General features: G+C 46.2%; 5 protein-coding genes. 4 read left to right on the forward strand and 1 reads right to left on the reverse strand.

What is annotated here, in order from left to right:
* Nucleotides 1-26: 26 nt before the first annotated feature.
* Together D0T87_RS06885 and D0T87_RS06890 are read left to right on the forward strand one after the other, a co-directional pair.
* Complete coding sequence (locus D0T87_RS06885) at nucleotides 27-2,216, forward strand: flotillin family protein (RefSeq protein WP_163174143.1); 2,190 nt, start codon at nucleotides 27-29, stop codon at nucleotides 2,214-2,216.
* 102 nt (nucleotides 2,217-2,318) lie between these two features.
* Nucleotides 2,319-7,139: a DNA repair ATPase gene (locus tag D0T87_RS06890; RefSeq protein WP_163174145.1), complete on the forward strand. Its 4,821-nt coding sequence runs from the start codon at nucleotides 2,319-2,321 to the stop codon at nucleotides 7,137-7,139.
* 297 nt (nucleotides 7,140-7,436) lie between these two features.
* Here the strand turns inward: D0T87_RS06890 and D0T87_RS06895 are convergent, their stop codons facing one another.
* Entirely contained in the window at nucleotides 7,437-7,700 is a 264-nt protein-coding gene (locus tag D0T87_RS06895; protein WP_163174146.1) for a hypothetical protein, read from the reverse strand.
* Nucleotides 7,701-7,831: 131 nt separating this feature from the next.
* On the opposite strand from D0T87_RS06895, the gene D0T87_RS06900 reads away from it, so the two are divergent.
* Complete coding sequence (locus tag D0T87_RS06900; RefSeq protein ID WP_163174148.1) at nucleotides 7,832-11,071, forward strand: glycoside hydrolase family 2 protein; 3,240 nt, start codon at nucleotides 7,832-7,834, stop codon at nucleotides 11,069-11,071.
* Between the two features lie 30 nt (nucleotides 11,072-11,101).
* Complete coding sequence (locus D0T87_RS06905) at nucleotides 11,102-13,372, forward strand: GH92 family glycosyl hydrolase (protein WP_163174150.1); 2,271 nt, start codon at nucleotides 11,102-11,104, stop codon at nucleotides 13,370-13,372.
* Nucleotides 13,373-13,377: the final 5 nt, after the last annotated feature.

Genomic DNA, 13,377 nt, shown 5'->3' on the forward strand with positions numbered 1-13,377 from the left:
ATAATAATTAAAACTATCCAAATCTTATGGGAGAACTCATTATCATTATAGCGGGCGCTGCTATATTTATTCTGCTGGTCATTATGGGTATGCTGGCCACATTCTACAAGAAAATACCTCAGGGAAAAGCAATTGTACGTACGGGTGTCGGTGGCACCAAAGTAGCCTTTAATAAAGGTATGTATGTCATTCCAATTTTCCACAAGATGGAAATTATGGATATTTCTTTGAAGAAAGTACAGATTGAGAGAATGCAGCATGACGGGTTGATCTGTAAAGACAATATCCGTGCCGATATCAAGGTGGCTTTCTTTGTACGTGTAAACAAATCCATCAACGATGTTATTAACGTAGCACAGTCTATCGGCTGTTCACGTGCCAGTGATATTTCAACGCTGAAAGATATCTTCGAAGCTAAGTTCTCTGAAGCGTTGAAAACAGTGGGTAAGAAGTTTGACTTTATTGAACTCTACGAAGCACGCCGCGAGTTCCGCGATGAAATTATCAATATCATCGGTACAGATCTGAATGGGTATGTACTGGACGACTGTGCGATTGACTACCTGGAACAAACCGAACTGCAATTTCTGAGTCCGGATAATATTCTCGACTCCGAAGGTATCCGTAAGATCACAGACCTGACTGCTGCTCAGAATATCAAAGCTAATCTGATTCGTCGTGAAGAAGAAAAAGTAATCAAAAAACAAGATGTTGAAGCACGCGAAGCGATTCTGGAACTTGAAAGACAACTTGCCGAGAAAGAAGAAAAGCAAAGACGCGAAATAGACAATGTAAAGGCTCGTGAAGAAGCTGAGATCCAAAAGGTACGCGAGGAAGAACGACTGAAATCTGAAACGGTACGCATCTCTACGGAAGAGTCATTGGCTGTGCAGGAAGAAAACAAACTGCGCCAAATCATTATTGCCGAGAAGAATAAGCAAAGAACCGAAGCGGTCGAAGCAGAGCGTGTAGAAAAAGACCGTGCATTGGAACAGACCGAGCGCGAACGTATCGTGACCTTGTCGCAAATTGACAAAGAACGTGCAATTGAAGTTGAGAAAAAGAATATTCAGGATGTGATCCGCGAGCGTGTACAACTCGAAAAAGGCGTGGTGGAAGAACAACAGAATATCAAAGATATTGAAGCGTTCAGAAGTGTAGACCGTAAGAAGCAAGTCGGCATAACCGAAGCATCACAAGAAGCGGAACAACATTTAATTGAAACGGTGAAAGGTGCCGAAGCTGCAAAACTCGCCGCCGAAGAAAAAGCTAAACAATTACTGATTGATGCCGAGGCTCAGAAAGAAGCATCTGCTAAACAAGCCGAAGCACGCAAGATATTGGCCGATGCAAAGGCACGTGAGGATGCAACTTATGGTTTGGCAGAAGCCGAAGTAATCAAAGCGAAAGCCGAAGCCCTTGAACAACAAGGTATGGCAGAAGCTGTGGTGATTGAGAAGAAGGCCAAAGCCGAAGCAATAGGTATTGAAGCCAAAGCCGAAGCGAAGAAAAAAGAAGGGTTGGTAGAAGCCGAAGTAACCAAGGAAAAAGCTATGGCATCTGCTGTAGGTGAAGCCAGCATCATTGAGAAAACATCGTTGGCGGAAGCTACCGGTATCGAAGCGAAAGCCGAAGCTAAGCGTAAGGAAGGTTTGATGGAAGCGGAAGTGCTGAAAGAAAAGGCATTGGCAGAAGCTACGGGAATCGAAGAAAAGGCGGCTGCAATGAAGAAACTGGATGGTGCCGGAAAAGAACATGAAGAGTTCAAACTTGCCCTGCAAAAAGACAAGGATGTGGAACTGGCTCAGATCGCTATACAGAAAGATATTGCCGATGCTCAGGCTCATGTGTTGTCGGAAGCACTCAAGAATGCAGATATTGATATTGTTGGTGGCGAAACCATGTTCTTTGAGAATATTGTTAAGCAAATCTCTAACGCCAAAGGCTTTGATCGTCTGGTTAATGAAAGCGAAAACGCTACTCAAATCAAGGGTGCATTGCTTGGCAATGGTGGCTCGGAAGGTGATTTGTTTGAACGTATCCGCTATTTTGCAAATCGCTTGAATATCTCTACGGATGATGTGAAGAATTTAAGTATTGCTGCCCTTATTCTTAAAATGCAGAGTCAGTGTACCAGTGAAGAGGACAAAGGCTTCTTAGGTAGCTTGATGAACATGGCGAAGTCTATGGGAATCAGCAATAAAAAACTCAATTAATTTACTATTTACCATTTACAATTTACCATTTGCTATGTAGGCTTGGTGAATTGTAAATGGTGGTTGTAATCCGTTCGTTAAATTGTAAATTGTAAATCGTAAATGGTAAATATAGAAGCCGGTACCTACGAAATCATAAAGAAGCGCCTTCAGGTGCAGAAAGATGATTTGGTGAAACGCCTTAACTCCCTCAACGAGGAGCGTAAGGAAGTATTTTCGTCAACGGACTTTTCATTAATAGCCAATCAACGTATAACTACCGAGAACAACTGTGAATCCAGAGGAATTATCGCTTTCGGTAACCTCTGTATCTTCGGTTATAATGTTCATTTCGGTTTGCGTTCGGATATACAGTTAAGTGATGTATTCAGTATCTATCTTTTCGAGAACAACCAGTTTATTCCTCAACCGCTCGATCTGATCAATGACGAAACGTTCATCACCGACTTTAAAAACCTCTACAAGTACTATCGCGACTCCATCTTCTCTAAATTCAGAAGAACCGAGAACTACCTGTACATGATCTTCCAGACCAGCAAAAACCTGGGTGACGAGAAAGCATTCAAATGGCTTATTAAAGGAAATAAGCTCATTTATCAGGACGACAGAAGCATACACGAAGTTGTTAAAGCCCCTCAGCATGAGTTCAAGTGGATTAAAACCACGCTTGAAGATCGTCGCCTGGGAGCATATCCCCACGTTTCCATCCTCGATAAAGTATTTATCGAAGCCACAGGTGGAGATATTACTTTTAAGATTGAAGATAATACCCAGACCGGAAAAGGTATCTATGCAGAGAAAGTTGAAAATAAAGACCAACAACTCGATGATGCCGATTATTATTATGCCGATTTGGGCAACCTGATCCTGATTCGTATCAAACCCTATCAGGAAGATTTCCGTGCGTTTGTATTCAATACCCGCACCAAAGAAGTGGTCAACATAAAGATGCTGAATGATGCCGGGATTCTTTTGCCCGATAATCATGGCGTTATATTTCCCAATGGATATTATCTCCAGAACGGAGAGTCTAAAATATTCGAAAGCAATCTCGAAAATCTGGAATTCTTTCGCAAGGTTGTTTCCCCTAATGGAGAAGATTTCCTGTATATCTTCTATCAGAATGAACGGAATATCTACGTATTGATGTCGTACAATATCATCAAGCAGCAGGTAGAAACGCCGATTATTTGTAATGGACATACGCTTTATAAAGATGGGACCTTGATCTTTTTCCGTTCCGAGCAGGAAGCTACCCGCCACCATCAGGTGCAGATATGGCAAACTCCATATCCGTTACAGCTTCCCGAAAACTATGAAAAAAGAGATAACATCCTTTATAAGATTGGAAATAAGTCCATCGTAAAAGCGATGGCAGAATGCCAGGAAGTAATTCATCTGATAAACAAAGAAGATACTTACGAAGGGCTATATGATGATATTGTAAAGAAATCTAATGATATTGTTGATGCTTATTTCTGGGTAACCGATAGTGGAACCTTTGCACTATCAGAGCCTCTCTTGCAAATAAAAGACGTAGCTAATACGGCTATTGATGAGTTTGAGAAGGTAAAACAACAGAAGAAACACTCTGCCGAGGTGCTTGAAACTACAACGGATAAAGTGGATAAGTTGCTCTTTGCTATTAAGAACTCCAAATACGATTCTCTTGAGCAGTTGGTAAAGCTACTGGCAGATACCCGCAAGCTACAAGGTGAGGTTATTGAGCTTGTCAACCTGCGTTATATTGATCTGGAGAAAATAGACGCACTCAAAGCAACGTTAGTCAAAACTGCTGTCGACCTTTCCGACAAAACGGTTGAGTTTTTGTTGAAAGATGAGGCTTTATTACCTTATGAAGCCAAAGTGGTAGAACAAAAGAAGCTGGTTGAGCAGGTCGAAAAGGTTATTGATGCCAATAGAATAGAAGAAAACTGCAAAGAAATATCGGCAGAGCTTGAACTGCTTATTGATATACTGAATAGCCTTAAAATAGAAGATACCACCCAAACTACACGTATCATAGAGAAAATATCTCTGATATTTTCCTCCCTGAACGAGGTGCGGGCACAACTCAAAAAGAAAGTTGACTCTTTAAAGAGTAAAGAAGCTGTTGCCGAATTTCGTGCACAGCTTACGCTTTTGGAGCAGAGCATCGTTAACTTTCTTGAACTGGCTACTACGCCCGATAAATGCGATGAGTATTTCACCAAGGTAAGCGTACAAATCGAAGAATTGGAAAGTAAATTTGCCGATTTCGACGAGTTTATCCTTATCATAGCCGATAAACGAAATGAAGTAGTCAAAGCCTTCGATGGACGGAAAGCTCAGTTGATCGAACAAATCAACCGTCGCACGGCTTCGCTGGAACAGATCGGGCTTCGTGTACTGAAAAATGTAGAAAACAAAGCTCAGTCTTTCAAGTCTAAGGAGGAGATACAAGCGTTTTACTCTACCGACCTGATGGTGGACAAAGTGCGCAAACTTGTCGAAGACCTTAAAGAATTAGGAGATGTTTCCAAGGCTGAGAATCTGGAAAACAGTCTTAAAACTTCTCTTGAAGATGCATTGCGTATCCTTAAAGATAAAACAGAACTCTTTGTTGATGGGGAGAATATCATCTCATTGGGTAATTATAAGTTTGCCGTAAACAAGCAGTCATTGGATCTTACCGTTGTACGGCGGGATACTAACTTGCTGTTTCATCTTACCGGAACAAACTTCTATCATTCACTAAAGAATGATGCGGTAAATAACTACCAGGATATTTGGGAGCAGGAAGTGGTTTCGGAAAACAAATTAGTGTACCGTGCCGAATACCTGGCTTATCTCGCTTTCCAGGAATCCCAGATCACCAAAGACTTTGATGCCCGGGCTTTTATCACTAAAAAAATCGAAAACAGTTATTCCGAATCCTACCTGAAAGGAGTTCACGACTTTGATGCCATAAGCATTTACGAAGCTTTGACTTCCATTCACGAGCAACTCGGTGTTCTATCTTTCCGTCCGCAGGTGAGGGTAGCTGCGCAACTCTTTTGGTACAGCATTAAGGACGAACAAAGAAACCTGCTTCGCGGATTGATTATTTCTGCAAACAATGTACTGAAAGCCTTTCCGGCTTCCAACAACTATCAATATGTACTGAAAAGCATTCAGGAAGTCTATAACGCCTGGAATACTTACTTTAACTCTGCTACGATACGTCCGGAAAAGATCGCCATGTATCTGTTCTGCGAGTTTGGAGATAATTCGGCGTTTACTGTTAGCGAGCAATCCAAGGAGTTCAAGCAACTCTTCCTACATTATTTAAAAGAACAGAAACTTGCCGAGAACTTCCGCTTGGACCTTGAAGATAAATCATTCAGTTCAGTAGAACGTTTCTCTTTGACTCGCAACTGGCTGGCATCCTTTATCAATCTGTCTGATGACTATTTGAAGTATAAAAAGTATATCGGCGAAGCCGCTTGTCAACTCCTGCTGCAAGAATACGAGTTCGAATTGCGCCGAAGCCCGGATGTGATTGAAATAAATGACCTGCGCGGTACGCACCCTGTAATCATAAACAATGAGTATAAGATTGACTATCATCGCTTTATACAGAAACTCAATCATTTCATTTCGGCGAGTGTACCAAGATTCAATGAGTTTACTGCGCTTAAGGAGAAAGCTATTCAGGATTACCGGAAATCGTTGAAGATAAACGAATTAAAACCCCGTGTCCTGACTTCATTTGTACGTAATAAATTGATCAATCAGGTTTATCTTCCATTAATTGGTGCTAATCTGGCTAAGCAACTGGGAGTTGCCGGTGATGCCAAACGTACGGCACGTATGGGTATGTTGCTTTTATTGTCTCCTCCGGGATATGGTAAAACCACGCTAATGGAGTATCTGGCAAGCATCATGGGGCTTAACTTTGTGAAGATCAATGGTCCGACTATCGGCCACTCTATTACCTCCATCGACCCCGAAGAGGCCAAGACTTCCGGTGCGCGTGAGGAATTAAAGAAGATCAATCTTTCTTTTGAAATGTCAGATAACGTAATGCTTTATCTGGATGATATTCAGCACTGTAGCTCCGAATTCTTGCAGAAGTTTATTTCCCTTGCCGATGGCCAGCGCAAGATGGACGGTACTTTCGACGGCGAAAGCAAAACGTATGACCTACGCGGAAAACGTTTCTGCGTGGTGATGGCCGGAAACCCATATACCGAAAGCGGTGATAAGTTCCAGATTCCCGATATGCTTGCGAACCGTGCCGATGTCTACAACCTGGGAGATGTAATCGGAGATTTGGCTAACCTCTTCAATCTGAGTTTGCTCGAGAATGCTATCGTCGAGAATCCCTATACGCAGAAAATCGCCGGAAAGAGCTTTGCCGATTTCTACAATCTGGTAGATTATGTAGAGACAGGGGCAGAACTAATGCCCGACCTGGAAGCAAACCATACACAGCAGGATATAGACGACTTTATCGCTGTGATTAAAAATGCTCTGCTGGTACGCAACATTGTGCAGAAAGTCAATCAGAATTATATTGCAAGTGCCGCCATGCAGGATGCTTACCGGGTGGAACCACCATTCAAACTGCAAGGTTCTTACCGTGATATGAACAAGATGATCGGGCAGATTGTGCCTCTGATGAACAAACAGGAAGTTATCAGTCTGGTGTTAACGCACTATGAAAGCGAATCACAGACCCTGACTGCCGATAGCGAAGCTAATCTCTTGAAACTGAAAGAGCTTGCCGGTTTGTTGTCTAAAGAAGATGCCGAAAGATGGGCGCATATAAAAGACGTGTTTAATAAGAACAATAAGTTGGCGGGCATTGATCAGAATAACCAAGCCGGACAGGTTATTGCGCAATTGGCCGAGTTCAACGATAACCTGGCAGGAATAAAGAACGCGATTGTAAAGAAGTAATCCTAAGTCACCGGGATAGCTCTGTCTACATACTGAGATAACTCTATTTACATACTGACGAAAATGCATTTACATGCTTACGTAAATGTGTTTACATCCTTTCGTAAATGTATTTACGTAATGATGTAAGCGTATTTACATTTAGTGTAATTGGTTGGTAAATGCAACTCGTTGATAGATAGTAATATAATGGCATTCTATTCCTTTGCGGGCAGCAGATAAGAAAGGGTAGAGCCGGGTCTTTATGATCCGGCTCTACCTGCTTAATTAAGAAAAAATACCTATTGAATACTCATTCTATTTGCTTAATGTGTAAGGTGCATAAGCCACATCCTGACGATAGCCCCCTTTGGTTTCAAAGTATCCGCTAGCATTTGGATCGGCCACAGCCGAAATGGTCACAAATGAATTGAATTCCGCTTTTAGTGCTTTTGACGAGATAGACTTATAATACCCCACTCCCTTATTATCCCAAAATGCCCGGTCCGCATGCCGCGCAAATTCCCACAAATTCCCCCGAAATATCCATAAATTCGTCCCCAAACCCTCAATTAAGCGCATTTTAATCCGATATTAATTCCCTTTGCTTTTTCTTTTTAATACAACTCTGCTTTCTTTGCCTACCAAAAGAATACCAGGAGAATCCCCAAACAACCCCAAAAGAATACCAGAAAAACTATTAAAATATAAAAATGAAGAAAAAGCTGATTCTATTATGCAGGCTGCTGGCAAGTTTATCCCTGCCAACCGTAGGAGTAAATGCGCAGACAGTGACAAACGACCACAAGCTGGTCTACCCTTATTCCTTCGCCCCCAGCGAAGGTATAGTAAACAAAACCGAGAAAGAATACCGCAAGGAAATCTGCCTGAACGGTTACTGGGACTTCCAACCCGTGGCCCTTCCCCCGGATTACAAGCAAGAAAAAGGCATCGCCCCCACCTTGCTATTGCCCACAGGCAACGGCTGGAGCAGTACACGCATCAAAATACCCTCTCCGTGGAACATCAATGCATTTGCCAATCGCGATCTTGAAGGTCCCGACCATCGCAACTACCCCTCATACCCCAAAGAATGGGAACAAGTGAAGATGGCATGGATGAAGAAAACCTTCACCATCCCCGCCGACTGGCAAGGCCAGCAAATCAAACTCTACTTCGAAGCTGTAGCCGGCTACGCCGAGGTATACGTAAACAAAGAAAAAGTGGGCGAGAACTTCGACCTCTTCCTGCCCTTCAGCCTCGATATTACCGACAAGGTAACCCCCGGCCAAGCCCTGGAACTGCTCGTTGGCGTACGCAGCCAGTCGCTATTTGAAGACAATTCCACGATTGGCCGCCGCATCCTGCCCGCCGGCTCCATGTGGGGAGGCCACATCAATGGTATCTGGCAAGACGTCTACCTGTTGGCACTGCCCAAACTCCATGTAGAAGACGTATATGTGAAACCCCTGGTGTCCGAAAACAGACTGGAACTGGAAGTAACCCTACAAAACAACACCGATAAAAAGGCCGACGTGCAACTGCAAGGCAACATCCGCGAATGGATAAACCGTGCCGGAACCGATGTGAACTCAGCACCTGTCCCCACCTGGACACTCGGAATGGAAGCCTTGCAGGTAGCCCCTGCCAAAGTATCCGTACCAGCCAACGCATCGCAGAAAGTAACCCTGCAAGTGCCTGTAAGCGAAGGCGCACTGGCCTATTGGACACCCGAACACCCGAACCTCTATGCCCTGTTGCTCTCCCTAAAAGATAAAAAGCAAACCGTTGACACGAAATACGAACGCTTTGGCTGGCGCGAATGGACATTGCAGGGAACTACGCAGTATTTAAACGGCCAACCCTACGCCCTGCGTGGCGACTCGTGGCACTTCATGGGCGTTCCGCAGATGACCCGCCGCTATGCCTGGGCATGGTTTACCGCCATTAAAGGCATGAATGCCAATGCCGTCCGCCCCCATGCACAAATCTATCCCCGTTTCTACCTCGATATGGCCGACGAGATGGGCATCTGTGTGATGAACGAAACCGCCAACTGGGCCAGCGACGGCGGACCGAAGCTCGACTCCGACCTCTTCTGGGAAGCATCCAAAGAACACCTGCGTCGCTTTGTTCTGCGCGATCGCAACCATGCTTCCGTCTTCGGCTGGAGCATCAGCAACGAAAACAAACCCGTTATCCTCCACGTCTATAACCGTCCCGAACTGATGGTTCCGCAAAAGAAAGCATGGGAAGAGTGGCGCGACATTGTCCGTCAATACGACCCCACCCGTCCGTGGATATCAGCCGACGGCGAAGACGATGGCGATGGCATCCTGCCCGTAACTGTAGGTCATTATGGCGACCTGAATTCTATGAAACGTTGGGTAGAAATCGGCAAGCCCTGGGGCATCGGCGAGCACAGTATGGCCTACTATGGCACCCCCGAGCAAGTCTCTAAATACAACGGAGAGCGTGCCTATGAATCGCAGGAAGGCCGCATGGAAGGTCTGGCCAACGAGTGCTATGACCTCATAGCCAATCAGCGCCGCATGGGAGCATCGTACAGCACCGTGTTCAACATGGCCTGGTATGCCTTGAAGCCCCTTCCGCTGGGCAAGAAAGATACAGGCAAAGCCCCTTCTGCGGTCGAAGACGGTATATTCTTCGGCGAATATAAAGAAGGCATTCCGGGCGTACAACCCGAACGCGTAGGTCCGTACTGCACTACGTTCAATCCGGGTTACGACCCCAGTCTGCCGCTGTATGAAGAGTGGCCCATGTATGGCGCCATGCGTGCTGCCAATGCACCGGGCGGGCCGGCGTGGAGTGCGTATGCCACCATCGACAAGAAGCAATACGAAGCTCCCAAAGCCCTGGCGCCTGCCGGAAACTATAAAGAAGTCGTTTTCATCGGTAATACAGACAGCCGCTTAAAGGAACTGATGGATGCGCAAGGCGTGAAGTTTACCACTAAGGTAACCACTCCCGCACAGCTGCTTTACATTGTAGACGGTAGCCAACCAACAGATGCCGCCACAAAGAAAGAAATGCAAAAACAAATAACCAAAGGAGCCGATGTCTGGATCTGGGGATTGATGCCCGAAACCGTAGCCGGATACAATGAACTCCTACCGTATCCCGTGGCTTTGGATGAATTGAAACGCTCCTCCTTCCTCCCTGTGCAAAAGTCATGGATGCGCGGACTGAATAATTCCGATTTCTACTTCTGCGAGCTTCAAAAAGCAGATGCCTCCCGCTATTCGCTGAAAGGCACGTTTGTAGAAGAAGGAGAAGTCCTGCTGAATGCCTGCAAAACAGACTGGCGCAAATGGAACAAACGTCCGGAAGAGATCAAAACAGCCGGAACCATCCGCAGCGAATACGAATGTACAGCCGCCACTCCGGTATTTGTGAGCTGCCGCCAGGGAGCGTCTGCTTTCTACCTCAGCACCCTGACCGAGTTTGCCAATTCGGAAAAAGGCTATAACACCCTTGCCGCTATCCTGGAGCACGCCGGTGTGGCTTGCGAGAAACCGGAGGTGAACATCGACGAGGTATTCTTCCTGCGCGATGAGCAGATGAACTTCCCCGTAATCACTAAGAACAAGATGGTCGAAGAGGGCGATGGATACGCATTGGAACTTTACGTGTTCACTCCCCGCCCTCTGGACGACTTATTGATAGAACCCAATATGCCCAAACTCTCCCTGTTTGTCAAAGCAAAGAGTCGCCAGTTGTTTATCAACAACAAGCCTTATACCGCAATGTCTCAGGAAGGACGCAACGAAGCAACCTACAAAGAATTGCCCCTGTTGCAAGGCTGGAACAAACTCGTTCTCAAGGTGGGAAGCGGAGACAGGAATGATTTCACCGGATACTTTAAATGTGATAATCAGAAGCCATTCCTCTCGTTGCTGAAAGCAGCGTTTGTGAATCCGGAGGTGAAGTAAATTGAATCTAACTAAAAACAAAGATATATCATGAAACTTACACATCTGTTAGCCTCCGGGGCCATCGTCTTGATGTTGGGCGCATGTAGTGGAATGCAGCAACAAGCAACGACCAAAACCCCTGTCGATTATGTAAATCCGTATGTTGGAAACATCAGCCACCTGTTGGTGCCCACGTTTCCCACGATCCAGTTGCCCAACAGTATGCTCCGCGTTTATCCCGAACGTGCCGACTATACCACGGAGTTACTGAACGGCCTTCCTCTCATTGTGACCAATCATCGTGAGCGCTCGGCCTTTAACCTCAGCCCCTATCAGGGCGACAACCTGCGCCCGGTCGTTACTTATACATATGACAACGAGCGGTTGACGCCCTATTCTTATAGTGCGAACATAGAGCCAACCGACACCGGTAATCATATGAAAGTGAATTATGCCCTTTCCCATCAGTCGGCACTCTACCACATTGCGTACGGAACAGACGAACCGGCGTACGTCATTGTAAATAGCCGCAACGGAGCCATTCATGTGGGGGTAAACTTTATCAGCGGCCATCAGCGATTGAACGACAATACAAAGGTTTACTTATACATCGAGCCGCAAGAGAAACCCGTAGCTGCCGGCGTTCTGGAGAATGGAAAGATCGAAATAAGCAAAGATAATGCCGAGGGAAAGAACGTTTGTGCCGCCTGGCGCTTTGCCGACGGAACCCAGAGTGTGAGTCTGCGCTACGGCATCTCCTTTATCAGCGAAGAGCAAGCCGAGAAGAATCTGCGCCGCGAACTGAAAGATTACAATGTGCAGGCTCTGGCCGATACCGGTCGCCGGATCTGGAACGAAACCCTGGGACAAATTCAGGTACAAGGCGGCACGGAAGAAGATAAAACGGTGTTCTATTCCTCTTTCTACCGTACCTTCGAACGCCCCATCTGTATGAGCGAAGACGGACATTACTTCAGCGCTTTCGATGGCAAGGTGCATGACGATGAAGGTACTCCTTTCTATAACGACGACTGGATCTGGGATACCTACCGCGCTGCCCATCCGCTTCGCGTACTGCTTGACCAGAAGAAAGAGGAAGAAATCATCACCTCCTTCCTGCGCATGGCCGAGCAAATGGGCACCATGTGGATGCCTACCTTCCCCGAAGTAACCGGCGACTCACGCCGCATGAACTCCAATCATGGTGTAGCCACCGTGGCCGATGCCCTGATTAAAGGTTTGAAGATAGATACGCTGAAAGCCTATGAAGCCTGTCGCAGAGGTATTGAAGAGAAAACCCTCGCCCCCTGGTCGGGAGCACCCGCCGGCTGGATTGATGAATTCTATCTGGATCATGGGTATATCCCTGCGCTCCAACCCGGCGAGAAAGAAACCGATCCCAATGTGCATCATTTCGAAAAGCGCCAGCCCGTGGCTGTTACGTTGGGTACAAGCTACGACCAGTGGTGCCTTTCGCGCATTGCCGAGGCGCTGGGTAAGCCCAAAGAAGCGGCTTACTACCTGGAATGCTCCCGCAATTACCGGAACCTCTTTAACCCGGAGACAGCTTTCTTTCATCCTAAAGACAAAGACGGGCGCTGGATAGAACCTTTCGATTACCGCTACTCAGGCGGTATGGGTGCCCGCGAGTATTATGGCGAAAACAACGGTTGGGTGTATCGTTGGGATGTGCCTCACAACGTAGCCGATCTGATCAACCTGATGGGTGGCCGGGAGGCTTTCATCTCCAACCTGGAGCGTACTTTCCGCGAACCGTTGGGGCGTGGCAAGTATGAATTCTATTCCACATTGCCCGACCATACCGGCAACGTGGGGCAGTTTTCTATGGCCAACGAACCGTCACTGCACATACCTTATTTATATAACTATGCCGGACAGCCCTGGAATACGCAGAAGCACATCCGCAAGATGCTAAAGACCTGGTTCCGCAACGACCTGATGGGCATGCCCGGCGATGAAGATGGGGGAGGAATGACTTCGTTTGTGGTCTTCTCTTCGCTGGGATTCTATCCTGTAACTCCCGGTTTCCCGGCATACAATATCGGAAGCCCGCTTTTTACGAATGCAAAGATTACGTTGAGCAACGGGAAGGTGTTTGAAATTGAAGCACAGAATGCTTCCGATGAAAACAAGTATATCCAGTCGGCCACGCTGAATGGTCAGGAGTGGAACAAGCCTTGGTTCAGTCATGATAGTTTGATGGAAGGTGGTAAATTGGTATTAGTCATGGGCGACCTTCCGAATAAGAAATGGGGTAGCGAAGCAGAGAATGCTCCTCCCTCGGTTGATAAGGAATGAAAGGT

It is taken from the genome of Bacteroides sp. 51, assembly GCF_010500965.1.
Lineage (GTDB): Bacteria > Bacteroidota > Bacteroidia > Bacteroidales > Bacteroidaceae > Bacteroides.